Raw genomic sequence first — 25704 nt, forward strand, 5'->3', positions numbered from 1 at the left:
CTCCGAGGGGGAAACGATGAGCGAGAAGACGATGGACGTGCTGGTGGCGGGGTACCCCGACGGCGAGGCGGCGCAGCGCGAGTTCGACGGCCTCGTCGAACTCGTGAAGCAGAAGACCGTCAGGATCGAGGGCGCCATCCTCGTGACGCGGGATGGTGACGGCGAGATCACGGTCGCCGACACCGGCGACCACCTCGGCCGCAAGGGCGCCGGCTGGGGTGCCGGCGTCGGGCTCGTCGTCGGGCTCTTCGCACCGGCCCTGCTGCCGTCGATCGCGGTCGGCGCGGGCGGCGGCGCCCTCGCAGGGGAGTTCACCGAGCACCGGCTGAAGACGGGCATCGTGGGACACATCGGCGAGAACCTCAAGCCGGGCACCGCGGGCATCATCGCGGTGTTCGACGAGGAGTACCGACTCAGGATCGAACAGGCGCTGCCCGGGTCGCCGGCGAAGTCGATCGCCCAGTCCGACGAGCACAGCCTCAAGAACCTCCGCGAAGCGCTGGCCGAGGCGGCGGGCAAGTTCTCGCCCGACCGCACCGTACTGCCGATCCCGGATCCCGCGTTCGGCGGCACCATCGGCCGGACCCTCGACCAGTCGGTGGCCGACTGGACCATCGTCGCGACGCCGAAGCCGCCCGAGGGAGCGCCGAATGTCTTGATCGTGCTCATCGACGACGCCGGATTCGGCAACCCGAGCACCTTCGGCGGACTCATCGACACCCCGAACATGACCCGGGTGCAGCAGATGGGACTGACCTACAACCGCTTCCACGTCACCGCCGTGTGCTCGCCGACGCGTGCTGCTCTGCTGACCGGCAGGAACCAGCACCGGGTCGGCTTCGGGTCGATCGCGGAGTACCCCGGACCGTTCCCGGGCTACACGGCCGCGGTGCCCAAGAGCTGCGCGCCCATCGCCCGCGTCCTGAAGGACAACGGATACGTCACCGGCGGATTCGGCAAGTGGCACCTCACGCCCGACAACGTGCAGGGCGCCGCCGGCCCGTTCGATCGGTGGCCGATCGGCTGGGGCTTCGACCACTGGTGGGGGTTCCTGAGCGGCGCCGCCGGCCAGTACGACCCGATCATCACGCAGGACAACTCGACGCTCGGGGTTCCGGTCGGCGAGGACGGGAAGCAGTACTACTTCCCGGACGACATCACCGACAAGGCGGTCGAGTGGCTCCACGCCGTGCGCGCCCAGGACGCCTCGAAGCCGTGGTTCATGTACTACTCGACCGGATGCTCCCATGCACCGCACCACGTCGCCTCGGAGTGGGCCGACAAGTACAAGGGCCGCTTCGACGCCGGCTGGGACGAGTACCGCAAGACGGTGTTCGAGCGGCAGAAGGCGCTCGGCATCGTGCCGCCGGACACCGAGCTCACCGAGCGGCCGGACCTGTTCCCCGCGTGGGATTCGCTCTCGGATGCCGAGAAGAAGCTCTACGTGCGCCAGATGGAGGTCTTCGCGGGCTACTCCGAGAACGCCGACTGGAACGTCGGCCGGCTCCTCGACTCGATCGAGGAGATGGGCGACCTCGACAACACGCTCATCTTCTACATCTGGGGCGACAACGGCGCGAGCATGGAGGGCACCATCACCGGCTCGTTCAACGAGCTCACCTTCCTCAACGGCATCCCGCTGACGCCGGAGCAGCAGCTCGAGCTCATCGAGGAGCACGGCGGCATCGAGGAGCTCGGCGGCATCGACACCGCACCGCATTACGCGGCCGCGTGGGCGTGGGCCGGCAACACGCCGTTTCAGTGGGGCAAGCAGACCGGAAGCCACCTGGGCGGCACGCGCGATCCGATGGTCGTCGCCTGGCCCGACCGGATCCCCGGCGGCGGCGAACTGCGTTCGCAGTTCACGCACTGCATCGACATCGGGCCGACGATCCTCGAGGCCGTCGGCGTCCCCGAGGCGAAGTCGGTCGACGGCATCGAGCAGGAGCCCATGGACGGCACGAGCTTCCTGCACACGTTCGAGGCCGCGGATGCCGAGGAGCGCCACACCGTCCAGTACTTCGAGTCGTTCGGCAACCGGGCGATCTACAAGGACGGCTGGTGGGCCTGCGCCCGGCTCGACCGGATCCCATGGGACTTCTCGCCCGCGACGATCGCGAAGCTCGCGCCGGGCGTGTACGACCCCGAGCAGGACCGGTGGGAGCTCTACCACCTGGCCGACGACTTCAGCCAGGCGCGCGACCTCGCCGCAGAACAGCCGGAGAAGCTCGCCGAGCTGAAGGAGCTGTTCTGGCAGGAGGCCGAACGCCACCGGGTCCTGCCGCTGCTGGGCGGCATGTCCGTCTTCTTCGGCATCCTCCCGCCGCTGCCGACGGCGACGCGCTTCACGTTCCACGGCGACGTCCAGAACATCCAGCGCGGCATGATCCCGCGCATCTACGGCCGTTCGTACGCCATCGAGGGCGACCTCGTCGTGCCCGAGGGCGGAGCGGAAGGCGTGATCGTCGCGAACGCCGACGAGATCGGCGGCTTCGCCCTGTGGGTGGACGGCGACGGACGCCTGCACCACACCTACTCGATGCTCGGCGTCGAGCAGTACCGGCAGGTGTCCACCGAGCCGCTCCCGTCGGGGCGGGTGTCCGTGCGGATGCAGTTCGACGCCGACGAGCTCAAGCCGGGTGCCGGCGGGACGGCGTCGCTGTGGGCGAACGGCGCGAAGATCGGCGAGGGTCGCATCGACCGCACCGTGCCGATCGCGTTCAGCTCCTACTCCGGGATGGACATCGGGCGCGACAACGGCCTCGTCGTCGACGCCGCGTACAAGGAGCGGGCGCCGTACGCCTTCACCGGCACCGTGAATACCGTCGTGTTCGACCTGAAGCCCGCGCCGCATTCGGTCGAGCAGGAGCTCCACCACTCGTCCGGCCGCATGCAGATCGGTACGGGGGCCGCCGGCTGAGACCGGCGGGTACGGCGCCGGGGCTGACGATCACCGTCACCGATGACTCTGGCGCCGTGCTCGGGGGGCGGCGACGGCTGGGCCCACCTCGGTGTGCCCGCTGCCGTACCGCCGACCGATCGGGCCGGCGGTGACGCCATGGATGATCACGCTCACCAGCACGGTGAAGGCGACCGCCGCGATGGCCGGGCCGGCCGCCGACGACGGACCGAGCTCCTCGATCGCCAGCAACGCGAACACGACCGACGCCAGACCCCGCGGACCGAACCAACCGATGAACAGGACCGTCGCCCGGTCCTGTCCTGTGCCGAGCATGCCGATCGCGACGGGCAGGAGCCGGATCACGGTCAGGCTCAACGCGGCGTAGACGAGTGTCCACACGGAGAAGTACTCGATCACGACGGGCAGGAGCGCCGCACCGAAGAGGAACCACACCGCGAGCGAGAGCACCTCGCCCAGCAGCTCCGGGAACTCGCTGACCTCGGCCGGGTCGACCACCTCCCGTGGAAGTGCCGCTCCGAAGACCATCCCCGCGATGAACGCCGCGATGAACCCGTTGCCACCCACCGTCCCGGCGACCGCGAAGCTGCCGACCGCAGCGGCCAATGTCGCGAGGCGTCGAGCTCCTGGGAGCACCCAGCTCCGCCGTGACGCGAAGGCGATCAGCTTGGCGGCGACGAACCCGATGACGAGTCCGACCAGGACGCCGATGGCCAACTCGAGCACAGGCTGGATCGCGGTGGCGCTCGCCTCTTCGCCTTCGAGCTCGCCCGCGGCGACGGCGAGGGTGAAGACGACGATCGGGGTGACGATGCCGTCGTTGAGTCCGCTCTCGACGTTCAGGGCGCGCCGCACTCGCGTCGGTATCCGCTCGTCGTTGATCACCTGGGCGCTGAGCGCCGCATCGGTGGGTGCCAGGGCCGCGCCGACGAAGCCCGCGAGTGCCCAGCTGAAGTCCCGGAAGAGCCATGCCGCCACGAGCGAGCCGAGGACGATCGTGAGCGGGAGGCCGATTCCCAGCAGCCGTGCGGGCACCCCGATGTCGTGTCGGAGCGTCGAGAGGTTCACTCTCGCGGCATCAGAGAACAGCAGCAACGCGAGCGTCAACTCGGCGAGGAGGTGGATCGACGGGGCTTCGACGTCGACGGTCAGCGGACCCCAATCCTGATTCGCGAGCACGAAGCCGAACACGGTGAACACCATCGGGCCGGTGACGTTCCATCGCGCGAGCCGATCCGACACCACGGCCCATCCCAGGATGACGAGCATCAGCACCGCGAACGTGGCTTCCGGCATCCTTCAGTCCTCCTTCTTGGCGCCGCCGACCCTGCGTGCCGCCCGTGCGGCTCTCGCTGCGGCATCCGACTCGGCCATGATCTCCTTCGTCTCGGTCACATCGCCCAGCATCGGCTGGATCCACGTCATCGACGGGTTCGTGTCCACCAGCAGCAGGCGGACGAGCAACGTCAGCGGGATGGCCAGGATCGCCCCGATCGGGCCGACCACGACGGCCCAGAACAGCACCGAGAAGAAGGTGATCGCCTGGCTGAGGCTGACGGCCTTCCCGATCATGCGCGGCTGGATGACCGATTGGATGACGCCGTTGACCAGGGCGTAGACCACGATGACGGCGATCGCGGTCGGCCAGCCGCCCTCGAGCGCTCCGAAGACGACGGGCGGGATGAGCGCGATGAAGTAGCCGATGTTCGGGATGAACGAGCACACGAAGGCGAGCAGGCCCCAGATGAACGCGCCGGGAACGCCGAGGACGAGCAGCACGACCGAGTCGATGATGCCCTGCGCGAGTCCGAGCATGGTCGTGACCACCATGTAGCGGCGCACGTTGTCGCCGTAGCCGACGAACGCGGGCACGAGGAGCGGCCGCACCGGCACGAGTTGCCGGCGCAGGTATGGAAGATATGCCGCGTCCATCGCCATGAGCAGCAGCATCGTGAAGATGATGACGAGCAGCGAGATCCAGCCCGTGAGGCCACCGACGATCCCGCCGAGGAAGTCGAGCAACGCCGATGGGTCGAAGTCCGTGGCCATCGCGTGGATCTCTTCGGAACCGATGCCGATGCTCGTCAGCCACGCCGCGAAGTCCTGACCGGCCGCCTCGATGTCGTCGCTGTAGTCGCTCAGAAGGACGCCGAACTGGCTGATCGCCACGAGCAGGGCGTAGCCGAACCCGACCAGCAGCAGGATCACCACGGTGATGACCGCCCCGGTGGCCAGGCCGCGTGGCACTCCGCGCTTCTCGAGCGCGAGGCGAAGCGGGTGCGCGCAGATCGTGAGCACGAACGCGAAGAAGACGGGAGCGAAGACCCCGGCGATCGCGGCCAGCCCGAAGAAGGCGAGGACGCCGCCGCCGATGCCCATGAGGATGTACGCGTTGCGATGGGGATTCGGCAGCGTCGCCGGTGCCCGTTCGGAGTCCGGCTCGGCCGCCGCGGTCCCAGTCGTCGCTCGCTTCCGTGTCCGCCACATGACGACTCCGATCCGCGTCCCGTCCCGACCACGCGCTCGCCCTCACCGTACTGAGTGGACGCCTCGGCGGTCATCATCCTTTTCGGATGACGAGGGACCGGGCCCGGCGGGCTGCGGCCTACGCCGAGGCGACGGGCTTCCGGTAGCTCCGAGCGAGCAGAAACACGCTGATCGCGAACGCCCACGCGGGGAAGATCAGCGAGGCCCAGAGGCTCCGGCTCACCACGACGAGGAGCACCGCGGCGACCGCGTAGGTGAAGAGCGAGACCCACCTCGGCAGCGCCCCGGTTCGCAACCACAGGGTGCCCAGCGACAGCATGAAGATGCCGGCCATGCGGAGCGCATAGACGTTGCTGATCTGCAGGATGACCGCCTGGCTGATGGCTACGACCGACGGGTCCGGCTCGAGGCCGGTGTCGACCGTCGACAGGAGGCCGCCGGCGATCGCCGTGGCGACGAAGACCATGGCGACGAAGAGGATGCCGCTGCCGAGGAACACCGACGAGAAGAGCTTGTCCTCGCGCTCGCCGAACGTGTCCCGGAGCACGCCGAGGTACCAGAGGAACGCGACTCCGGCGAACGGCATGAGCCCGACCGCGAAGGCGAGCCGCGCGCCGGCGTCGCCCGACCAGTCCGGAACGGTCTCCGGCGACTCGGGGACCGCGGACCGCAACAGCACGAGCGTCGTCGCGAAGAGGAGCGCGAAGAGCACACCCGCGAGCGACGCCGCTCGAGGCGAGGCGACGCGGCGAGGAGCGCGCTGCGATGGGACATCGGTCACAGCCGCATCCTAATTCCGGAGCGATCTCATCGCCCCGGAACTCGTGGGACGCGAGCAGGTCGTCGATCGCAGATCCATGGCTGAGTCGCGCCGATCGAGGGGGTGAGCGTCGGTCTCACCAGGTGGCGACGTACTCCGACACGGTCAGCAGCGCGCTGCGCACGGCATGGCGTTCGGGTAGGAGGAGCACCACGCGAGGGCGTGGTCGGGCGCCGGATGACCGAGAAGGCGGGTCAGCCGGCGAAGAGCGCGTGCGGGATCAGTCCGTCGGGGACGCCCGCTCGAAACCGCTGCGGAGTCGGTCGAGGGCCAGGTCGAGAAACTCGTCGACCGTGCGCGCGCCGGCCACCTCGACGCCCTCGCCGTCGCCATCGATGGCCACGGCCGCACTGCCGTCGGTCAACGTCATGAACATCCCGAACGCGGCGCCGAGCAGAATCTCGACGCGCGCGGCCAGCGGCTTCATCGAGCGGGGCCAGCAGGTCGCGCGCCGCCGACTGCAGCCGACGGTAGGCCTCGAAGATCCACGGCTCGAGCGCGGGATGGTCCTTGGCGAGGGCGGTGAGGTCGCGCAGACGCCGCAGGCTCTCGGGCGTCATCAGCTCTCGGATCAGGCGCTCCACGACGTCGACGAGCGGCAGCTCGGCGCCGACTGAGGAGACGAGCGCGACCGCGGACTGCGCTCCGGTGCACGCGACCGAGGCGATCGCCTCTTTCACGATCCCGACGAGGTGCTGGCGGCGTCAGCCGAGTGTGGTGAGCACGGGCTGACGCACGTCGAGGGTGCGGGTCCAGGCGCTGCGGGCGGCGATCGCGCCGAGCAATCCGATGCCCGCGAGGATCAGGGCGGTGGCCGGAAGGCCGAGCACCGCGCCGAGGATGCCGGCCGTCGGATAGGTCAGGATGAAGCACGCGTGCGAGAGGGAGAACTGCGCGGCGAACACCGCAGGCCGGCTCGTCCCATCCGAGGCGCGACGCAGCAGCCGGGCCGACGGGGTCAGGATCAGCGAGGTCGCCCCGCCGAGCAGCAGCCACAGCATCAGCAACAACGCCCACGTCCCCGGCCCGGCGGGAAGGGCGAGCACCAGCGACACCGCGGCGAGGCCGATCGGGAGCGCGGTCGCACCCGCGAGCATGAACGGGCGGTCGGGCCACCGGTCCAGCAGCCTCGGCAGGGCCAGGGCGACGGCCATGGACCCCGCGCCGTACCCGGCGAGCAGCACCGCGACATCCGACTGTGATCGATCCAGGCCGCCCTGCACGAGCACGACCGTGTTCACGATGACCATCGCGGTGGAGGTGGCGACGACGAGGTTCATCGCGAGCAGGCTGCGCAGCTCAGGGGTGCGCAGGAAGTCGCGGGCGCCGCGCGTGAGTCGTTCGAAGAACGGTGCCGGCTCGACGGCGGCCATCCGCGGGAACCCGGTCGCGAGCACCAGCATCGCGGAGCCGGCGAAGCCGATGAAGGTGCCCACGAACAGGTGGTGGGAACCGATCACGGTCAGCAGGGTCGCGGCGAGCACCGGGCTCACCAGCGACTCGAGGTCGTACGCGAGCCGCGACAGCGACAACGCGCGGGTGTACTGCCGCTCATCGGGCAGGACTTCGGGGATCACGGCCTGGAACGCCGGGGTGAACGTCGCCGACGCGGCCTGCAGCACGAAGATCAGCACGTAGATCTGCCACACCTCCGTCACGAACGGCAGGCTGATCGCCACCCCCGCCCGCACGGCATCCGACGAGACCAGCAGCAGCTTGCGCGGCACGTGACTCGTGACGGCGGAGATCAGCGACGCGACGCCGACGTAGGCGAGCATCTTGATCGTGAGCGCCGTGCCGAGCACCACGCCCGCATCGCCGCCGGCGATATCGAACGCCAGCAGTCCCAGCGCAACGGTCAGGAGGCCCGTGCCGAGCAATGCGACGACCTGGGCGGTGAACAGCTTCGCGTACGAGCGATCGCGGAGGACCTCACGCACCGGCAGCACTCCGCACCGCGGCCGACGCCGCGTGCTCGGCACGGTGGTGGGCGGGGTCGGGCTCCAGAGCGTGCTGCGCCTGGAAGACCGCATCCGCCACCAACTGGCGCGCGTGCTCGTTCGCCAGGCGGTAGAACACCCGGGTGCCCTCGTGCCGGGTCGCGACGATCCGGGCCAGGCGGAGCTTCGCGAGGTGCTGCGACACCGCGGCCGGCGACTTCCCGACCATCTCGGCGAGGTGGTTCACGGACAGCTCGTGCTCCCGCAGCGCGAGGATGATCCGCACCCGCGTGGCATCCGCCAGCATCGAGAACACCTCGACTGCCAGCTCGACGTAGGGGCTCTCGGGCGTCAGCCCGGACCCCGTATCTGCATTCATACGCAGATTATTGCATACCAGGCGGTCTCGCTCGGCTTGCTCGTGAACGCTCATCGCCTCCCCGCCCCCTGACACGGCCCGGACTCGACGCCTTAAGCTGACCGGATGCCGCTCGCCCTCCGTCCCTACGAGCCATCCGACGCCGAGGCCACGCTCGCCCTATTCCGGCGCGCGGTGCACACCACCGCTTCCGCCGATTACACGCCGGTGCAGCTGAACGCCTGGGCGCCTGCGGATGCCGACCCTGCGGCATGGGCCAGCCGCCGAGCCGCCCGCCGCACGGTCGTCGCCGAACTCGAGGGGCGCGTGGTGGGATTCACCGACGTCGACGCCGACGGCTACATCGACATGATGTACGTCGACCCGAGCGCAGGTGGGCGAGGCGTCGGCAGCGCGCTGCTCGCATGGGCCCTGGAGGAGGCCGCCAAGGAGGGCGCGGTTGCGGCGAGCACCCACGCGAGCATCACGGCGCGCCCGTTCTTCGAGGCGCACGGGTTCACGGTCGACGAGGTGCGGCACCCGGTGCGGGGCGGCGTCACGTTCGTGAACTACGCGATGAGCCGGTCGATCGCGTCGCCCCGCTCGCACCCGATGACGTGATCGTTCACCACCCCGATCGACTGCATGAACGCGTAGACGCTCGTGGGTCCGACGAACCGGAAGCCGAGGCTCTTGAGCTCCGCGGCGAGCCGGCTCGAGTGTTCGTCCATGCTGCGAACCTCGCGCTCCGGGCGTCGTGGCGGCCCCGCGAATCGCAGCGCCAGCTGCTCGAGGTCGAGGGACGCCGCGACGAGTGTGGAGCACGGTGAGCCAGCCGAGGCCGGCCTGGAGGATGCCCAAGCTCAACGCCTCGAACACGGCGTTCCGCCCCCTGCCCGGCGTGCCCCATTCGACATCGTGGTACGAGGTGAGCATCGGATCGGGTCGCTCGGGCAACGACCACGCGCATCGGACGGCACCGTCGGGCCCCGGCCTGACGGCGAGCTCCGACCAGTCGGACATTCTGCGCCCCCTCAGCCGACGAGGCTCACGGTTCGAGGGTGGAGAGCGGCCGGCTGTCGTCGACGAGGTACGTCGAGAGCATCCGGCCCACTTCAGGCCCGAGGTCCGTCGCGTTGTGCGCGACGCCGGGCGGGATGAGGAACCCGTCGCCCGTGTTCAGCGTGAGCGTCGGCGCATCCCGGATCTCCATCCGCACCGTCCCGCCGATGATGTAGCCGATCTCCTCGCCCGGGTGATGGTGCCACCCGGAGGAGACCCCGACGGGGATCTCGGTGAGCACCTGCACGATCTCGCGGCCGGCGATCGATGAGGCGGCCCGCTGGATCTCGGTGCGCCGGAGGTTGGCGGTGAGTTCGTCGCGCTCGGCGTCATTCATGGTGGTGTCCTTTCCGTGGACGGTTCTCGTGCGCTCGATCCGACGCGTCGGCGCCGGCCATGAGGTCGAGGAGTTCGGCGGCGACCTCGTCCGGCCGGTCCTCGACGAGGAAGTGACCGGCGTCGAGTCCCCGCCCCCGGATGTCGCGTGCCCACGGGCGCCAGACCTCGGGCACGTCGCCGTAGAACGAGGGGAGCGCACCGGTCGCGCTCCAGAGCAGGAGCAGAGGACATTCGATCCTCCGGCCGCGGTCCCGATCGGCCCGATCGTCCGAGCGGTCCACGCCCGCCCCAGCGCGGTAGTCCTCGCAGATCGCGTGCACCACCTCGGCGTCGTCGAAGAGGCCGCGGTAGATCGCCATCAGCTCAGCCGGATAGCGACCGGGTGCACGGCCCAGCCCCAGCGCGCGCACGTGCCCGTCGAAGAAGGCGTCGGGGTCGGCCCCGATCAGGCGCTCGGGCAGCGGTTCCGGCTGGGCGAGGAACGACCAGTGCCAGTAGCGAAGAGCCAGGTCCGCGTCGGCTCGGCCCCACACCTCGGACGTGGGCACGACATCGAACACGGCGGCGGCCGTGATGCGCTCGGGGTGATCGAGCGCCATCCGATAGGCGACCCGGCCCCCTCGATCGTGCCCGGCCACGGCGAACACGGGGAAGCCCAGCCCCAGCATGGCCTCGACGAGGTCGTCGCCGACGACCCGCTTCGAATGGGCGCGATGGTCCGGCGTCGAAATCGGACGGAACGAGCCGCCGTAGCCTGGGAGGTCCGCGACCACGACCGTGCACCGATCGGTGAGCGCATCCGCCACCCCGTGCCACGCATGGTGCGTCTGCGGGTAGCCGTGAAGCAGGAGCAGCGCGGGACCGTCGCCGCCGACGAGCGTGAAGATCGGGCCGCGCGTCGTCTCGACGACGCGTTCGACGAATCGATCGAACATGTGCCCGACCGCGACCGGGGTCAGCGGTCCGAGGTCGCCGCGGCGGCCTCCCGGATCAGGTCGGCGACCTGCTCGGCCTCCGGGATCCCGACCGTGTGCGAGCCGCCTTCGAGTTCGACCGTCTTGCGCGACCCGGCGCGGTCCGCCATGAACCGGTGGGCCTGCGCCGGGATGTTCCGATCGTCGGAGCCGAACAGGAACCAGGATGGCAGCGACTTCCACGCCGGCGGCCCGGCCGGCTCGGCGAACGCCGATTGGAGGATCGGGCGTTGCGTCACGGCCATCGCCGCGGCGACGTCGGCGGGCGAGTCCGCGGCGAACTGGGCGTGGTAGCGCCCCTGCATGATGTACAGGTCGGTGCCGCCGTCGGCGAGCGGCACCGAGGTGAGGGTGTCGCCGAGCGTGGAACCCGGGAACTTCCCCGCCAGGTCGCCCGGCGTCTCGCCCTCCTCGGGTGCGAACGCGCCGATGTACACGAGCGCCTTCACCGCCGGATTGCCCACTGCTCCGGCACTGATGACCGTGCCGCCGTACGAGTGGCCGACGAGGACGATGTCGCCGCTCACCTCCGCGAGCGCGGCTCGCAGGTACGCCGAGTCGGAACCGCCGCCGCGAAGCGGATTGGCGATCGCGATGACGGGGTACCCGTCCCGGAGCAACGACGCGATCACGCCGTTCCAGCTCGAGGACTCCGCGAACGCGCCGTGGACGAGCACGACGGTCGGCGTGCCGGGCGAGGGTTCGGTGATGCTCATGATCGCTCCCGTGAGTGATGGCCTGCGAGGAACGCACGTCGCGTGCTGCGACCGCGCGCGCTCCAACGCTCGTCGACCGACGACGTCGCGGCGAGCATGCCAGTGTGGAACCCGGCATACATGCTGCCCGGAGGGTGCACCCCGGCCAGCAGGGACCATCGCCCGGCTTCTCTCGGATCACAGCGGGAAGCGCGCCGTGAGGGTCGTGCCCTGACCGGCGGGGCTGCGCACGGTGAACGTGCCGCCGAGGACGTGCACCCGGTCCACGATGCCGATCAGGCCCGAGCCGCGCCCCGGGTCGGCGCCCCCGGCGCCGTCGTCCACGACCTCGACGAGCAGGACGCGGTCGTCGAGACGGACCGTGATCGCGACCTCTCGGGCGTCGGCGTGCTTCGCCGCATTCGCCAGGCCCTCCGAGACGACGTAGTAGGCCGCGACCTCGATCGCGGCGGGAAGCCTGGGGATCCGAGCCATCCGCACGTCGACGACCAGGCCGGAGCGGCGGGCGAGCGAGCGGATGGCCGGGTCCAGCCCCTCCTCGGTGAGGATCGCCGGATGCAGTCCCTGCGCGAGCTCCCTCAGGTCGTCGAGCGCGCTCGTGAGCTGGTCGACCACGACCGACAGCCCGCTCAGGGCGACGCGATCGGCACCCGTCAGGCGCGACTGGATCTGGCGGATGCGAACGGTGACGGCGACGAGGCGCTGCTGCACGCCGTCGTGGAGATCGCGTTCGAACCGGCGGCGGGTCTGGTCGGCGGTCCGGACGATCCGGGCCCGTGATTCGATGAGTTCGAGTCGCGACCTCATGTTGCCGATCGCGGTGGAGAGCAACTCCGCGAACTGCGCGACCTGTTCCTGCATCTCGCGAGGCGGGGCGTCTTCGGCGGCGCCGATCGCCGCGATCGCGCCCCAGCGTCGACCATCGACCGTCACCTGGCACACGAGCGCCGTCTCATCCACCGCACCCTCGGAGCCGCCGGCATCGGCACCGGCCGATGCCAGCGTCGTCGCCGACCCGTCCTCCTCGTAGCGGAGCACCACGGCGCCGTCCGCATCGAGCAGCCGCCGCACCTCCCGAGCGGCCGTCGGGAAGACGGCATCCCACTGTTCCCGAGCCACGACCGCGGCCAGTCGGTTCAGCGCCGCCTGCTCCTCGACCAGGCGTTGGAGCGCGGCCCGCGCCTCGAGGTTCGACAAGGCGATCGCGACGAGATCGGCGAACTCCGACATCCGCCGCTCCGTGCCGCTCGGGAGCGGCGGGCCGTCGACCGACCCGACGATCAGCGCGCCCCAGATCCGTCCGTCGACCCTGATCGGCGCACCCACCGCCGACGCCATTCCCACCGAACGCTGGATGGCCGCGATCTCGCCCGTCGCGGCGCCGTAGTCGTCGACGCGGGCGGGCCCGCCGGTCGAGCGGATGAGACCCGTCACGCTCGTGCCCTCGGAGCGCAGCCTCGTGCCGCTCGGGATCCCGGCCTGCAGCCTGCCCCAGCTGCCGAGGAACGTCGCCATCCCATCGGCGTCGTAGCGCACCATCTTGGCGCCCTGCACGTGGATGAGCCGGCCCAGTTCCTCGGCCACGACGGCGAAGACGTCCTCCGGCCTCGCGCCGCGCGCGACGAGTTCCGCCACCCGCAGCAGCGCGCCCTGATACGCCGCGAGCTCCTCGACCTTGGCCTGCGCCCGCGTGTTCACCACCGCGGAGGTGACGAGCTCGTCGAACACCTCGAGCCGGGTCTCCGTCCCGGCGGGCAACGGCGCGGCCGACCCCGAGTGCGCGAACACGGCGCCCCAGACCCGATCCTCGATGAGGATCGGCACGCCGACCGAGGATGTGACGGCGGTGCGATCCGCGGGCGGTCGCACCGACCGGACCGGTCGGCCGGTCCGTCGCATCCGCGCCACGAGCCGATCCTCCGCGAGTGAGCGGCCACCGGCATCCGCCGCCCCCTCGTCGGCCCGGCTCCACGCCGCGAGGACGACCGCGGGGCCCTCGCCGTCGAACTCCAGGATCTCCAGGTGCTCCGCACCCACCGCCGCGGCCACATGGCGCGCCACGGTCTCGAGGACCACCCGGGGCGACGCCCCTTGCGCGACGAGCCCGGCAGCGACGCGCAGCGCCGCCAACTCCGCGCCGACGGGGTCGGCCGGGGCCGGCGGAAGGTCGGGCTCCGGCTCGTCACTTGCCACACGTGAAGTTCACGCCCAGAATGCTCAGATGTCGAGCACGAATCCGCGCTCGTGACCGCAGGGTCGCGAGTCATCATCGTCGACGACGACGTGCTGCTCCGGGAGGGGCTCGCCGGGTTGCTCACGCAGGCGGGCTTCGAGGTCGTGGCCAGTGCCGCGGATGCCTCGGGCCTGCCCGAACTCATCGAGACGTCCGTGCCCGACGTGCTCGTCATCGACATCCGCATGCCTCCGACGCACACGACCGAGGGACTCGTGGCGGCGAAGACGATCCGATCGGCTCACCCCTCGATCGGCATCATGGTCCTCTCCTCGTACGTCGAGGTCGACCACGCCATCGACCTGCTCGGCAGCGGGCCGGGCATCGGCTACCTCCTGAAGCACCGGGTCTCGGCGGTCGAGGAGTTCACGTCGTCACTGCGCCGCGTCGCGGATGGCGGATCGGTCATCGATCCCTCCCTGGTGCGCGAACTCGTGCTCGCCCGCCGCCCGCACAACCCGATCGAGCGACTGACGCCTCGTGAGCGAGAGGTGCTCTCGCTCATGGCGGAGGGGAAGTCGAACGCGGGCATCGGCGAGACCCTGCACCTGTCGGAGGGCACGGTCGAGAAGCACGTGCACCGGATCCTCGAGAAGCTCGACCTCCCTGACGACGACCGCACCACGCACCGCCGCGTGCTGGCGGTGATCATGTTCCTCGACGCGCCCGGCTGAGCGGAACCCTCACTCCAGCGAGATGTCGACGACGAGCCGCGCCGGGTTCTCGAGTCTCGTGACGGTGAACGGCCGCTCGCGGTCGAGGCCGACGGCCCACGACGTCATCCCTTCGAAGTTCTCGATCTGCTGCAGCTCGAGGATGGTCTCGACAGTCGTCGGCGTCAGCTCCCGCGGCCCGTCGTAGCCGTCGCCCTCGGGGTTCGGCATCCAGACCTCGGCCGTGACCACGAGCGTGGCGTCGCCGGCGACCTCCACCGGCTCACCCCTGGGCTCATCGAGGATGGGGTCGGACCGGTACTCGACGCGGTATCCGGGCGCATCGCCGGTGCCCGCGAACTCGATCACCACCCGCTCGAAGCAGGGCGGATGGCTCCCCGTGCGGATCTCGAGGCCGACGAGCGTCGACAGGCCCGCGGGAAAGTCGTCTTCGACGGCATCCACACCACCCGGGTCGGTGCATTCCTCCGTTCCGGGCTCGGTCGGTGCGGCGGTCGGACTCGACGTCGCCGCGGGCGTGGACTCGGATGGCGCCGCCGAGGTGGGCGTCGGCCCCGGCTCCTCGGGCGCGCATCCTGACAGCGACATGCCGGAGGCGGCGATGAGCACGGCGGCCGCGGCGATCTTGACGGAGCGGACGGTGCCGGGTCGGATGTCCGAAGTCGATGCGGTTCGCATGATCATCCCCCTCGAGCGGGTGCCTGACGCCCGCACAGGGGTGAGGTTAGCCCTGCTCGACGCGCCTCGGCCGGGGCCAATGGCCCGCGCACCCGGCGCCGATCAGCCGGCCGATCGCGTCGCCCGGCGAGGGTCGGCGGGATACTGGTCGTGAGCACAGGGAGGTCCTCCATGCAGACTCGTCCATTCCCGCCCGCGCCGGACGCCCGCTCCCCCGCTGGCGCCGAGATCCGGTACCTCATGGAGGGCGCGACCGGCAACATGATCCACTCCACGGTTCCGCCGGGCCAAGTGAACCGGGCGACCGTCCACGCCACGGTGAGCGAGTTCTGGCACGTGCTCTCGGGCGCGGGCGAGATCTGGCGGCGCGACGGCGCAGGCGAGGAGACGACCATCCTCGAGCCGGGGGTCACCATCGACATCCCGGTCGGAACGGCGTTCCAGTACCGCTGCACCGGCGCCGACCCGCTCCGATTCCTCTGCGTCTCGATGCCGCCGTGGCCGGGCGACGCGGAAGCGACCCTCATCGACGGGCCGTGGACGCCGACCGCTCCCGAGGGCCGCGTCGCGTCCTGATGGGGTGACCTCGGATGCGCGAGCGGGTCCTCGACCTCGCGTTCCTCGTGGGCGTGCTGCTGAAGGGCGTCGACGGGCTCGTCGAGGTGGTCGGCGGCGTCGTGCTGCTGGCCGTGCCGTCCGACCGGTTGCTGGGCGCGGCGCGAGCCGTGACGGCGCACGAGCTCGCGGAGGACCCGCACGACGTGCTCGCGAACCTGCTCGTCCACGGCGTGCAGCACCTCGACCTCGGGACCTCGCGGTTCCTGGCGGCATACCTGCTGCTGCACGGGCTCGTGAAGCTCGCGATCGTGGCCGCGCTGCTGCTCGGCACGCGCCGCGTCTACCCGTGGGCGATCGCGGCGCTGCTCGGGTTCCTCGTGTTCCAGGTGACCCAACTCATCGCCGCCCCCACCGTGACGGTGCTGGTGCTGACCGTCTTCGACGTGCTCATCGTCGTCCTGACGTGGCGCGAATGGCGGCAGGGCCGCACGCTGCGCGAGACGTGGCGCAGCACCGTGGACTGGGTCGTCCGGCGACCGGCCGACACCCGCGACTGACCGCGCCGAGCGGGTCCTTACGGTCTGGTGACGTCATCGCGCCGACACCCGTCCGCCCCTCGGGCTCGGGCTACCGTGGGCAGCAGTCACGGATGGGCGACGGAGGGTCGACGATGGATCATCGAACACTGGGCGCCGTCGTGTTCGGCGCAGCGCTCATGCTCTCGGCGTGTTCCGGGTCCTCGCCGGACGTTCCGACGGCGTCCGCAGGTGCGACCAGCGAGGCCACGAGCGCACCCTCCCCCGACTCGGATGGCGCGGCATCCGACTCGGACCAGGCCGGCGCCTACCTGGACTACGCCGACGGCGCGATCGAGGCCACCCCAGGTCCGAAGGCGCTCTTCTTCCACGCCGGCTGGTGCCCGCAGTGCCGCGAACTCGACGAGGAGCTCCGCACCGACGGGCCGCCCGACGGTCTGACCGTCTTCAAGGTCGACTACGACGCGCGCACCGACCTGCGGCAGAAGTACGGCGTGACCCTCCAGACGACGGTCGTCTTCGTCGACGACCGCGGCGAGCTGCTCTCGAGCACGGTCCTATACGACGACCCGTCGGTGGCCTCGCTCCGCGCCGCGATCCCGTGACGGCCTCGCTGCTGCTCAGCTTCGGAGCCGGCATCCTGACGTTCGCGGCCCCCTGCGTGCTGCCGCTGCTCCCGGTGATCATCGGCGGCTCCATCGTTCGCGGGGGCGACGGGGGTCGAGCCCGATGGCGCCCGCTGGTGATCGCGGCGTCGCTCGCGGTGAGCGTCGTGCTGTTCACGCTGGCCCTCAAGGCCACCACCGCACTGCTCGCCGTGCCGCCGCAGGCGTGGCAGCTCGTCTCGGGCGGCATCGTCGTCCTGCTCGGCGTCGACCTGCTGTTCCCCGCGCTGTGGGATCGCCTCTCGACACGGCTCGGCCTGCAGGCGCGCAGCGGGACGCTGCTCGACCGATCGGTGCGACGGGGCGGCGTCGGGGGCGACATCCTGACCGGCGCCGCGCTCGGCCCCGTCTTCTCGAGCTGCAGCCCGACCTACGCCCTGATCGTCGCCGCCGTCCTTCCGGTCTCCTTCGCCGAGGGCCTCGGCTACGTGACCGCCTACGCGCTCGGGCTCGCCGGAATGCTGCTGCTGATCGCGCTGCTCGGGCGCGGACTCGTGCGGCGCCTGGGCTGGCTGGCCGACCCGAGCGGATGGTTCCGCCGCACGATCGGCGCGATCTTCGTGCTCGTGGGGCTGGCGGTGATCACGGGGTTCGACAAGTCGGTGCAGACCTGGATCCTCGATGCGGGTCTCTACGACCCCGTCGCGCGCCTCGAGGAACTCCTCGGAGCCTGAGCACCGGCACCCGGCACGCGCAGGTCGAAGCGGCATCCGCCGTCGACGTTCTCGACCGAGCAGGCTCCGCCGTGCAGCTCCGCCACCCGCTGCACGATCGACAGCCCCGTGCCGGTGCCCCCGCCCTGGCCCGGCGTGCGCGCCGAGGTGCCGCGCCATCCGGGCTCGAACACATGACCCAGGTCGGCCTCGGGGATCCCACCGCAGCCGTCCGAGACGGACACGACCACCGCCTCGGCGCCGTCGCGGGCGACGTCCGCGCGCACCGCACGCCCACGGGGCGTGTGGCGGATCCCGTTGAGGACGAGGTTCTCGACCGCGCGCGAGAGCTCGCGCGGGTCGGCCACCGCCGCCGCGTCTCCCACCACCGCCCCGTCGACCCGCACGCCGGCCGCCTGGGCGATCGGCGCCGCCGTCGCGAGCACGTCCGACACGATGTCGCCCACGTCGACGGGCTCGAGCTGCAGGCGCACCCCCGGCGCGTGCAGGCGCGAGTAGGCGAGCAGGTCGTCGACCATCCCACTCATCCTGGCGTTCTCGGCGAGGATGCCGCGAATGGCGTCCGCGGGCGCCGCGACGCCGTCCTCGGCGGCCTCGGCGAGCGCGCGCACCGACGCGAGCGGCGCCCGGAGGTCGTGGGAGATCCAGGCGACGACCTCGCGGCGCCGCGACTCGGCGGCCGCGTCGCGTTCGCGGGCGGCGACCGCCGCGGCCCGATCCGCACCGAGGCGCTGCGTGCGCACCGCGAGCACGAGGCCCACGACGAGCGCCGAGGGCACGGCCGCGACCAGCAGCCAGAGCACGGCCGACACCGCGCTCTTCGGCAGCACCATCGCCTGGATGCTCGCCGCCACCCCGCTGCCCAGCGCCGCGATCACGACGAGCGGCCCGAGGGCGGCGGCCAGCGCCGGACGGCGGCGTGCGACGGCCAGCACGATGAGCGCGCCGCCCAGGCCCACGGCGCCGGCCACGACGGCCGCGACGGCGATCGCCGGCAGCACCTCGAGGCTCATGTGCCGCCGTCCCACCGGTAGCCGACGCCGAACACCGTCACGAGCCGGCGGGGCCGTGCCGGGTCGGGCTCGATCTTCTCGCGAAGCCGGCGCACGTGCACGGTCACGGTCGAGAGGTCGCCGACCTCCCAGCCCCACACCTCGCGCAGCAGCGTCTCGCGGTCGTGGACGGCGCCCGGGTGCGAGAGGAACCAGCGCAGCAGCTCGAACTCGCGCACGGTCAGCTGCAGCTCGACGCCGTCCTGCCAGGCCCGATGCGCGACCGGGTCGAGCGAGAGCGCGCCGTCCTCGAGGAGCGCGGGCGGCCCACCGCCGGTGCGGCGCAGCACCGCCTGGACCCGCAGCACGAGCTCGCGCGGGCTGAACGGCTTGACGATGTAGTCGTCGGCGCCCGACTCGAGGCCGACGAGCCGGTCGTCCTCCTCGCCCCGGGCGGTCAGCATGAGGATCGGCATCGAGGGTCGCGCGGTGCGCAACCGGCGAAGGACCTCGATGCCGTCGAGCCCGGGCAGCATCAGATCGAGCACGACCGCGTCGGGGGCGGATGCCTCGGCTGCGGCCACGGCGGCGAATCCGTCCGCGGCGCGCTCCGTCTCCATCCCGGCGCGCTCGAGGTAGGCGACCACCACCTCCGCGACGGTGGCGTCGTCGTCGACCACGAGCACGCGTGCCACGAGCCCAGCGTACGGCCGCCTCGGCGGTGATCGGCGGGGTTCCGCGGGCCGGCGCCATCCGTCACCACACCGTAAGGAGGCGGTAAGGGCGCCGTCATGGAGTTCGCGCGTGCCCCGCGCTGGACTGGCGTGGCGGCCCGGAATCGAGCCGCCCGGCGCTCGCCGGCCACCGACGGCCTCGGCCGTGGAAGGGAACCTCCCATGCTCACCCGCATCTCGCGCACCGCACTCACCGCCGCCGCCGCCGCGGCGCTCGTCCTCGCGCCCGCGGCGGCGCACGCCGCCGGCTCGGGCGGCGTCACCGGCCCGGCGTTCTACGTCGACGGCGACCTCTACCGCACGGTCGCCACGCCGAACGACCTCTCGAGCACGGGCGCGCCGTCGCACGCGTTCGACGTCATCTACGCCTTCGGCGGGGAGCAGCCCAACGTCGCGACGGCGGCGCCGGGCGACACCGACTACAACGGCGGCCGCTGGATGGTGCACGCCCTCGCCTTCCCGATGGGCTACGCCGCGGCGGTCGCCGCGGGCGACACGGACGGCGACGGCGTGATCGACTCGGACGCGGAGCTCATGTCGGCGATCGCGGCCGGCGCGGCGGTCGACACGGGGGTCGTCAGGTCCTTCACCTGCCCGGTGATCCCGTTGCACGGGTGAGGTCCTCGAGCGCGCGGCCGAGCGCCCGGGTCACGGCGTCGATGGCGGGGTGGCCGCGGCTGCCCCGCCGGACCGAGATGGAGATCTCACGGTGGTCGCCGGACGGCTCGAGCCGCGCGTCGAGGGTCGGCCTGATCCCGAGCCGAGGGATGAAGCCGACGGCGAGCCCGGCTCCGATGAGCGTGGCGTGCAGCACGAGGTCCGCCGTCTCGAAGCGCACGCCCGGCTCGAAGCCGGCGCTCCGGCATCGATCGAGTGCCCACGAACGCGCTGCGGTCCCGACCGGTTCCATGACCCACGGCGCGTCCGCGAGCTCGCGGAACGACGCGGCGGCGTACGGCGCCGGCACTGCGAGGACGAGTTCGTCGGGCACGGTCGCGACGCGCTCGATGCCGGCCGCCGGCGAATGGGGGTCGTGCGGGTAGCGCTCGGTGATCGCGACGTCGAAGTCGCGGGCGAGGAGCCCGGGGATCGCGTGCTCGGCGGGGACGTGCGAGTACTGCACCTCGAGCATCGGATGCTCCTGCGCGAGACCGGGGGCCACGACCGGGATGAGCGCGTGCGCCGCGGTCTGGAAGGTCGCGACGCGGACCCGCCCGAGTGACGGCGTCGCGGCTCGCGGCGATCGCCGCCTCGGCGCGCTCGAGCTCGCGGAGGATCGTCTCGGTGTGCGCGACGAGGGCGTTCGCCGCCGCCGTGAGGCGGACGCCGCGGCCGACCGGCTCGAGCAGCGGCACGCCGACTTCGCGGGTGAGGATCGACAGTTGGTGCGACACGGTCGAGGGGTCGTAGCCGAGCGCCGCGGCGACCGCCGCCAGGGTGCCGCGATGATGCAGCTCGCGGAGCAGCCTGAGCCGCGCCAGATCGTACACGGCGTGCTCCTCTCGTGAGATCGACGCATGAGTACTGCTGAGAATGATGCTATGGATGCCGCAACCGGCCGTCCATACGGTCGAAGGCGATGGAACTGCTCACCGCACTCGCGCCCTTCGCCCTCATGCTGGGCGTGCTCACGATCACGCCAGGAGCGGACACGGCGTTGCTCATCCGGTCGGCGACCGTCTCGCCGCGCCGCGCGTGGGGCGTCGTCGTGGGGGTCCAGTTCGGCGTCCTCGCGTGGGGACTGCTCGCATCGATCGGCGTCGCCGCCCTGTTCGACGCCGTGCCGACGATCGGATTCGCGGTGCGGGCCGCCGGTGCCGCCTACCTGCTGTGGATCGGCTCGCGACTGCTCGTCTCGGCGGCGCGGCGCCCCGCGGCCCGGATCGAGGACGGGCCGCTCGCGGCATCCGGATCGTTCCTGACCGGACTGCGGCAGGGCGGACTCACCAACCTGCTCAACCCGAAGGTCGGTGCGTTCTACGTCGCGGTCGTCTCGCAGGTCGGGTCCCTCGGCGGTGGCGCGCACTTCGCGACGGGCATGGCACTGGCCGGCATCCACGTGGCCTTCGGCGCGTCCTGGCTGGGCGCGCTGGCCCTGCTCGCGCAGTCGATGGGCTCCTGGCTGCGCCGCCCCGCGGTGGCCAGCCCGATCGACGGGCTCGCCGGCGTGGTCATCACCGGATTCGGGATCGCGCTCGGGATCGCCGCGGTCGTCTCGCTGACCGGGTGACACGGGACGGCGGTGGCACACTGGAGGACGGAGCGACCGCCGATCCCCCGACACCCCGGCGCCGTCGCGTTGGAGTGCCAGCCATGATCACCGATGCCGCCCGCGAATTCCTCGCCGAGCGCCACCTCGCGACGCTCTCGACCCTCGGCCGGGACGGGCGCATCCACTCGGTCCCGGTCGGCATCACCTACCTCGACGGCGTCGTCCGGGTGATCGGCAGTCGCGGCTCGCAGAAGTTCGTGAACGCCGAGCGGAGCGGTCGCGCGAGCGTGAACACCGTCGACGGCGCGAGGTGGATCAGCTTCGAGGGCCCGGTGCGCGTGCTCGCCGACGCCGACGCCGTCGCCCTCGCCGTCGAGCTGTACGCCAGGCGCTACCGGCAGCCGCGGCCCAACCCCCAGCGGGTCGTGCTCGAGCTGACGGTCGAGCGCGTGCTCGGATCGGCCGGGATGCGCCCCGAGTCCGGCTGACTCGCTCGCGAGACATCCGCCCGACCCCTTGAATCACGTCGTCGGCAGGCGCACAGTGGAAGGGAGCGAGGGAGGCCCGAATGCGCGCCACGATGCTTCACCCGGATGTCATGCCGATCCTCTCCCCGGGCCGGCACCGCTCGCCCCGGCGCGGGGCCTGCTTCATGGAGTTCGCCTCCTACCTCGCCGGCGAGCGATGGAGCGACCATCCGGCGTGCACCCACGCCACGCTCGCCCACCTCGCGCGCATGGTGAACGACCGCACGAGCGACGCCGGCCGCGCGCGGCTCGCGCCGCTGATCCCGGCGGTCATCGGCCTGACCAGCGAGGACCCGATGCTCGACGTGCTGCTCGCCGCACGGGCTGCGAGCGCGGCCGTGCCGATCGCCGCCGAGGAGCGCCAGCGCTCGCAGGCCGTCGGGCTGCGGATCGCGCTCTCGGTGCTCGCGCACCGCGACGACGACCTCGCGACCGAGACGCGCGAACGCGGCGCGGGCGCCCTGCGCGCCGCTCCCGCCGCCGACGCGTGGGCCGCGCGGTTCATCGCGAAGGTCGGCACGGGCAGCCCCGTCCTCTCCGGCATGTCGGCGCGTCAGTGCCGCGACATCGTGACCGGTGCGGTCGACGGCATCGCCCGAGCCTGCATCGACGACGCCGACGACCGCCTCGTGGCCCTGCTGTCCGCCGCCGTGTCCGACACGGCGCGCTTCGTGGGCGCCTCGCGACAGCCCGCGGCCGGTCCGGCCGCTGTCGCGATGGCCGCTGCGCCCGCCCGGTCTCGCTGAGGCGGCGATCGGTGCCGACACGCGGACATGCGAGGGCCTCCGCCGATCGGCGGAGGCCCTCGCATTCGTGTCAGTGCACCCGACCCGGGCGACGACGTCGGTCGTCGGCTACGCGATCGCCTGCCCCGGCGTGGAGGGCTGCCACTGGGGCTCGCCCGCCGGCCCGTCCTCGGCGGGCGCCGGCGCGGCTTCGGCGGTCGCCTCGGGCGAGGCCTGCGGCAGGCTGCCGAGACGGTCGACCTGCTCGGTGAGCGCCTCGAGCACCGAGCGCAGCTGGATCTGCGCGACCTGCGCGTAGGTGCGGACGTACTCGATCTCGGGAACCGCCGGCCCCTGCTGCGTAGCCGGAAGGGTCGCGGTCGCCTGGCTCGCGCTGCTCTCGGCCCGCTCGAGGATCTCGCGGTACTGGTTGCGGGCGGTGAGCACGAGGTCGCGCGCGTACTGCTCGGCGTCGGCGATCGCCTTGTCGGCGATGAGCTGGGCCTGGGTGAGCAGGCCGACCGCGCCGGAGGTGATCTCGTCCTCGGAGCCGGAGCCGGGGCCGGCGCCGCCGCGCAGGTTCGCGTTCTCGGCGCGCAGCGTCGCGAGCTCCTGACGCGCGTCACTCGCTGCGGTGCGCACCTCGGCGATCGCCTGCGCGAGGCTCGCCATGAAGTTGTCGACCTCGAGGCGGTCGTACGCGCCGCCCCGGATCTTCATGGTGAACTCGACCGAACGGGTGTCGGGCAGGCGGCTGACGGCGAGGGCCAGGGCGTTCTCGGGCGTGGTGCCCGGCGGCGCGGCGATGGTCTCGGGGTCGATCTCGTTCTGCGTCATGCGTAGGCCCCCTGTTCGCTCTGCGGCAGCTCGGTCGGCTGCGGGTCGTGGGTGTGGTGATGCAGGGCATGACTGTCTTCGTCGAGGGTCGCGAACTGCTCGAAGCGGACGTCGTCGTGCGCAACCCCCGCGGCGCGGAGGCGGCGGACGGTGTGGCGGACCATCTCGGCGGAGCCGCACACGAGCGCGAGGCGCCCGTGCCACGGGCCGGCGTCGGCCGCGGCGTCGCCGACGTAGCCCTTGGCGCCCGGGTAGGTCGGGTCGTCCGAGATCACGGGGGTGTACGTGAACCAGGGTCGTCCCGAGAGGTCCTGCAGCAGGCGGTGCTCGTACAGGCTCGACGGCACTCGCGCGCCGTGGAACAGGTCGACCCGGGGCGCGCGGCCGGTGGACCGCCACACCTGGTCGAGTCGCTCGAGGTGCGCCCGCAGCGGGGCCAGGCCGGTGCCGCCGGCGACCATGACGAGGTCGCGTTCGCGCTCGCGCTCGTCGAGGGTCAGCTCCTGGCCGACGGCTGCGCCGATCCGCACCCGCTCGCCGGGCCGCAGGTCGCGCACGATCGTGCTGCTGACCTGGCCGCCCGGCACCAGCTGGACGTGGAACTCGAGGGAACCATCGGGGCGCGGTGCGTTCGCCGGGCTGAGGTAGCGCCACAGGCGCGGCCGGGCGGGCACCTCGACCGCCACCGACTGGCCCGGCTCGAACGGCAGGTGCGGCTCGGGCCGGACCTGCACGACCACGATGTCGAGGCCGCGACGGTCGACGTCGACGACCTGACCGCTCCACGACGCGGGACTGGTCTGCTCGGACTCCGCGGCGGCCTGCACCATGACGCCGGCGATCACGCCGTACGCGGCCGCCCAGTCCCCCGCGAGCTCCTCGGTCCAGAGGTCTCCGAGGAAGTGCTCGAGGGTTGCGAGCAGCGACGCGCCGACCGCGTCGTAGTGCTCGGCGATGACCTCGAACCGCCGGTGGTCGCGGCCGAGCTGCTGGATGAACGCGGTCACCTCATCGAGCTGGTCGACGTTCGAGACGATGCGCCCGAGCGCGCCGACCAGGCGATCGCGCTGGGTCGCCATCGAGACCGGGAACATGCTGCGCAGCCCGGGGTGCGAGAGGAAGAGGTGCGAGTAGAAGTACAGCGGCACCTCGTCGCCGAGGGTCTCGGCGAGCGCCCACGTCTTCTTCAGTGCGGCGGTGTCCACCGCGTCACCCGGCCGCGGAGCGCGCCTCGACCACGATGTCGGGCTCGGTGCCGGCGATCGTGCCGACGACCCGGTCGATGATGGGGCGCTCGACGCCGGCTTCGCTGAGTGCGGTCACGAGGTGGCCGGCGACGGCGCCGAAGTCCTCGCGCGAGATGTTCATGCCCTCGTGGGCGGCGCGCAGGTCGCGCCCGGAGTACTCGACCGGTCCGCCCATGACCTGCGACACGAGCGCGACCTGGTGGCGCTTGAGTCGGACCATCTCGATCCCCTCGAAGTAGCCGCTCAGCTGCTCGTCGCCGAGCACGAGCTGGTAGAACCGGTCCACCACCTGGGCGATCGCCGGGCCACCGCCGACCGCCGCGTAGTCGCTCTGGGCCTGGGGGTCGTTCTGCTCGTCCGGGGTGGAGGTCATCGGTTCATCCGATCTCTGGTAGGGCGGGGGACCTACCTTTCTTAGCAGAGACGCCCAGCGGGGCGGAATCGGATCAGGACAACTCCCATGGAGCTTCGAGGTCGCGAAGGGCTTGGAGCGCGCCGGCCCGGTAGCTCTCCCAGTTGCGATCGCCGCCACCCGGTGGCCTGCGTCGCTCCCACTCCTCGGCGAGCGCCGCGGCCGCGGCGAGGATGGCGTCGGCGGTCGCGTCACGGTCGGTGCGACGCAGCAAGTCACCGAGTGCCGCCGCCCGGCCCTCCTGGAACTTCGCGGTCGGGTGCGACCGCCCGTCCTTCGCGATCGTGCAGGACGTCGCGTCGCCCAGCGCGTCGGCCCAGGCCTGCGCCGACGAGGTGCGCCGCCGGCGCACCTCGTCGCGATCGAGCGCCGGCCGCGGCATCC

31 protein-coding genes and 2 pseudogenes are annotated in these 25704 nt (G+C 71.8%); 12 read left to right on the plus strand and 21 right to left on the minus strand.

The features are described 5' to 3' along the window. Positions 1–16: 16 nt before the first annotated feature. Positions 17–2920 (plus strand): arylsulfatase, encoded by a 2904-nt coding sequence (locus JOD46_RS01145; RefSeq protein WP_204391005.1) that lies wholly within the window; start codon positions 17–19, stop codon positions 2918–2920. Between the two features lie 36 nt (positions 2921–2956). On the opposite strand, the gene JOD46_RS01150 is transcribed toward JOD46_RS01145, so the two are convergent. The 4 genes from JOD46_RS01150 to JOD46_RS01165 form a co-directional block, all read right to left on the minus strand. Then, complete coding sequence (locus tag JOD46_RS01150) at positions 2957–4216, minus strand: cation:proton antiporter (protein WP_204391007.1); 1260 nt, start codon at positions 4214–4216, stop codon at positions 2957–2959. Between the two features lie 3 nt (positions 4217–4219). Beyond that, positions 4220–5407, minus strand: coding sequence for an AI-2E family transporter (locus JOD46_RS01155; protein ID WP_204391010.1), 1188 nt, complete (start codon positions 5405–5407; stop codon positions 4220–4222). 118 nt (positions 5408–5525) lie between these two features. Continuing rightward, on the minus strand, positions 5526–6188 hold the full coding sequence (locus JOD46_RS01160) for a hypothetical protein (RefSeq protein ID WP_204391012.1): 663 nt from the start codon (positions 6186–6188) through the stop codon (positions 5526–5528). A gap of 259 nt (positions 6189–6447) precedes the next feature. Next, positions 6448–6597, minus strand: coding sequence for a hypothetical protein (locus JOD46_RS01165; protein ID WP_204391013.1), 150 nt, complete (start codon positions 6595–6597; stop codon positions 6448–6450). On the opposite strand from JOD46_RS01165, the gene JOD46_RS01170 reads away from it, so the two are divergent. Next, a complete protein-coding gene (locus JOD46_RS01170) occupies positions 6596–6844 on the plus strand; it encodes a hypothetical protein (RefSeq protein ID WP_204391015.1) in 249 nt (82 codons plus the stop codon). The two genes, JOD46_RS01165 and JOD46_RS01170, sit on opposite strands and share 2 nt — an antisense overlap. 87 nt (positions 6845–6931) lie before the next feature. Here JOD46_RS01170 and JOD46_RS01175 read toward each other — a convergent pair whose 3' ends face one another. Continuing rightward, the gene (locus JOD46_RS01175) at positions 6932–8167 is read right to left on the minus strand and encodes an MFS transporter (protein WP_204391017.1); all 1236 of its coding nucleotides are present in this window, start codon (positions 8165–8167) and stop codon (positions 6932–6934) included. After that, positions 8160–8546 (minus strand): ArsR/SmtB family transcription factor, encoded by a 387-nt coding sequence (locus JOD46_RS01180; protein WP_204391024.1) that lies wholly within the window; start codon positions 8544–8546, stop codon positions 8160–8162. Before JOD46_RS01180 ends, JOD46_RS01175 begins: the two co-directional genes overlap by 8 nt. 105 nt (positions 8547–8651) lie before the next feature. Here JOD46_RS01180 and JOD46_RS01185 point away from each other — a divergent pair, with 105 nt between their 5' ends. Next, complete coding sequence (locus tag JOD46_RS01185) at positions 8652–9146, plus strand: GNAT family N-acetyltransferase (protein ID WP_204391026.1); 495 nt, start codon at positions 8652–8654, stop codon at positions 9144–9146. On the opposite strand, the gene JOD46_RS01190 is transcribed toward JOD46_RS01185, so the two are convergent. From JOD46_RS01190 to JOD46_RS01215, 6 genes and pseudogenes are all read right to left on the minus strand, one after another. After that, positions 9095–9256 (minus strand): DNA-3-methyladenine glycosylase I, encoded by a 162-nt coding sequence (locus tag JOD46_RS01190; protein ID WP_204391028.1) that lies wholly within the window; start codon positions 9254–9256, stop codon positions 9095–9097. The two genes, JOD46_RS01185 and JOD46_RS01190, sit on opposite strands and share 52 nt — an antisense overlap. Positions 9257–9344: 88 nt before the next feature. Next, a pseudogene (locus JOD46_RS18985) lies at positions 9345–9548 on the minus strand (DNA-3-methyladenine glycosylase I); the annotation flags it as partial. A 25-nt stretch (positions 9549–9573) separates the two neighbouring features. Further along, positions 9574–9924, minus strand: a complete 351-nt coding sequence (locus tag JOD46_RS01200; RefSeq protein WP_204391029.1) for a cupin domain-containing protein — start codon at positions 9922–9924, stop codon at positions 9574–9576. Beyond that, the gene (locus JOD46_RS01205; protein WP_204391030.1) at positions 9917–10861 is read right to left on the minus strand and encodes an alpha/beta fold hydrolase; all 945 of its coding nucleotides are present in this window, start codon (positions 10859–10861) and stop codon (positions 9917–9919) included. Before JOD46_RS01205 ends, JOD46_RS01200 begins: the two co-directional genes overlap by 8 nt. Positions 10862–10881: 20 nt before the next feature. Continuing rightward, positions 10882–11616, minus strand: coding sequence for an alpha/beta fold hydrolase (locus JOD46_RS01210; RefSeq protein WP_204391031.1), 735 nt, complete (start codon positions 11614–11616; stop codon positions 10882–10884). 177 nt (positions 11617–11793) lie between these two features. After that, positions 11794–13809, minus strand: a complete 2016-nt coding sequence (locus JOD46_RS01215; protein WP_204391037.1) for a GAF domain-containing sensor histidine kinase — start codon at positions 13807–13809, stop codon at positions 11794–11796. A gap of 51 nt (positions 13810–13860) precedes the next feature. Here JOD46_RS01215 and JOD46_RS01220 point away from each other — a divergent pair, with 51 nt between their 5' ends. Further along, positions 13861–14523 (plus strand): response regulator, encoded by a 663-nt coding sequence (locus JOD46_RS01220; RefSeq protein WP_204391038.1) that lies wholly within the window; start codon positions 13861–13863, stop codon positions 14521–14523. Positions 14524–14532: 9 nt separating this feature from the next. On the opposite strand, the gene JOD46_RS01225 is transcribed toward JOD46_RS01220, so the two are convergent. Continuing rightward, the gene (locus JOD46_RS01225; RefSeq protein ID WP_204391039.1) at positions 14533–15201 is read right to left on the minus strand and encodes an AMIN-like domain-containing (lipo)protein; all 669 of its coding nucleotides are present in this window, start codon (positions 15199–15201) and stop codon (positions 14533–14535) included. 171 nt (positions 15202–15372) lie between these two features. Here JOD46_RS01225 and JOD46_RS01230 point away from each other — a divergent pair, with 171 nt between their 5' ends. From JOD46_RS01230 to JOD46_RS01245, 4 genes are all read left to right on the plus strand, one after another. Continuing rightward, positions 15373–15777: a cupin domain-containing protein gene (locus JOD46_RS01230; protein ID WP_204391040.1), complete on the plus strand. Its 405-nt coding sequence runs from the start codon at positions 15373–15375 to the stop codon at positions 15775–15777. 14 nt (positions 15778–15791) lie between these two features. Next, positions 15792–16316: a DUF2127 domain-containing protein gene (locus JOD46_RS01235; protein ID WP_204391043.1), complete on the plus strand. Its 525-nt coding sequence runs from the start codon at positions 15792–15794 to the stop codon at positions 16314–16316. Between the two features lie 113 nt (positions 16317–16429). Further along, entirely contained in the window at positions 16430–16900 is a 471-nt protein-coding gene (locus JOD46_RS01240) for a thioredoxin (protein ID WP_204391045.1), read from the plus strand. Further along, positions 16897–17634, plus strand: a complete 738-nt coding sequence (locus tag JOD46_RS01245) for a cytochrome c biogenesis CcdA family protein (protein WP_204391047.1) — start codon at positions 16897–16899, stop codon at positions 17632–17634. Before JOD46_RS01240 ends, JOD46_RS01245 begins: the two co-directional genes overlap by 4 nt. Here the strand turns inward: JOD46_RS01245 and JOD46_RS01250 are convergent. Next, positions 17592–18647, minus strand: coding sequence for a sensor histidine kinase (locus JOD46_RS01250; protein WP_204391049.1), 1056 nt, complete (start codon positions 18645–18647; stop codon positions 17592–17594). The genes JOD46_RS01245 and JOD46_RS01250 overlap by 43 nt on opposite strands. Further along, positions 18644–19321 carry a response regulator transcription factor gene (locus JOD46_RS01255; protein WP_204391051.1) on the minus strand — a complete coding sequence of 226 codons (678 nt, stop codon included), beginning with the start codon at positions 19319–19321 and terminating at the stop codon, positions 18644–18646. Before JOD46_RS01255 ends, JOD46_RS01250 begins: the two co-directional genes overlap by 4 nt. 201 nt (positions 19322–19522) lie before the next feature. Between JOD46_RS01255 and JOD46_RS01260 the strand changes: the two genes are divergently transcribed. After that, positions 19523–19978 (plus strand): hypothetical protein, encoded by a 456-nt coding sequence (locus JOD46_RS01260; RefSeq protein ID WP_204391053.1) that lies wholly within the window; start codon positions 19523–19525, stop codon positions 19976–19978. On the opposite strand, the gene JOD46_RS18400 is transcribed toward JOD46_RS01260, so the two are convergent. Together JOD46_RS18400 and JOD46_RS18990 are read right to left on the minus strand one after the other, a co-directional pair. Then, entirely contained in the window at positions 19947–20522 is a 576-nt protein-coding gene (locus tag JOD46_RS18400) for a LysR substrate-binding domain-containing protein (RefSeq protein WP_307834861.1), read from the minus strand. The genes JOD46_RS01260 and JOD46_RS18400 overlap by 32 nt on opposite strands. A gap of 202 nt (positions 20523–20724) precedes the next feature. Next, a pseudogene (locus JOD46_RS18990) lies at positions 20725–20850 on the minus strand (LysR family transcriptional regulator); the annotation flags it as partial. Positions 20851–20939: 89 nt separating this feature from the next. Here JOD46_RS18990 and JOD46_RS01270 point away from each other — a divergent pair. From JOD46_RS01270 to JOD46_RS01280, 3 genes are all read left to right on the plus strand, one after another. After that, a complete protein-coding gene (locus JOD46_RS01270) occupies positions 20940–21590 on the plus strand; it encodes a LysE family translocator (RefSeq protein ID WP_204391057.1) in 651 nt (216 codons plus the stop codon). An 83-nt stretch (positions 21591–21673) separates the two neighbouring features. Beyond that, positions 21674–22060, plus strand: a complete 387-nt coding sequence (locus tag JOD46_RS01275; RefSeq protein ID WP_204391060.1) for a TIGR03618 family F420-dependent PPOX class oxidoreductase — start codon at positions 21674–21676, stop codon at positions 22058–22060. A gap of 80 nt (positions 22061–22140) precedes the next feature. After that, positions 22141–22845 carry a hypothetical protein gene (locus tag JOD46_RS01280; protein WP_204391061.1) on the plus strand — a complete coding sequence of 235 codons (705 nt, stop codon included), beginning with the start codon at positions 22141–22143 and terminating at the stop codon, positions 22843–22845. Between the two features lie 108 nt (positions 22846–22953). On the opposite strand, the gene JOD46_RS01285 is transcribed toward JOD46_RS01280, so the two are convergent. The 4 genes from JOD46_RS01285 to JOD46_RS01300 form a co-directional block, all read right to left on the minus strand. Beyond that, positions 22954–23661, minus strand: coding sequence for a DivIVA domain-containing protein (locus tag JOD46_RS01285; protein ID WP_204391063.1), 708 nt, complete (start codon positions 23659–23661; stop codon positions 22954–22956). Continuing rightward, positions 23658–24866 carry a globin domain-containing protein gene (locus JOD46_RS01290; protein ID WP_204391065.1) on the minus strand — a complete coding sequence of 403 codons (1209 nt, stop codon included), beginning with the start codon at positions 24864–24866 and terminating at the stop codon, positions 23658–23660. The genes JOD46_RS01285 and JOD46_RS01290 overlap by 4 nt, the downstream gene beginning before the upstream one ends. Before the next feature lie 4 nt (positions 24867–24870). Continuing rightward, on the minus strand, positions 24871–25281 hold the full coding sequence (locus JOD46_RS01295) for a group I truncated hemoglobin (protein WP_204391068.1): 411 nt from the start codon (positions 25279–25281) through the stop codon (positions 24871–24873). A gap of 73 nt (positions 25282–25354) precedes the next feature. Continuing rightward, positions 25355–25702, minus strand: a complete 348-nt coding sequence (locus tag JOD46_RS01300) for a hypothetical protein (protein WP_204391070.1) — start codon at positions 25700–25702, stop codon at positions 25355–25357. Between the last annotated feature and the right edge of the window lie 2 nt (positions 25703–25704).

The sequence above is a fragment of the Agromyces aurantiacus genome, assembly GCF_016907355.1.
GTDB classification, from domain to species: Bacteria; Actinomycetota; Actinomycetes; order Actinomycetales; family Microbacteriaceae; genus Agromyces; species Agromyces aurantiacus.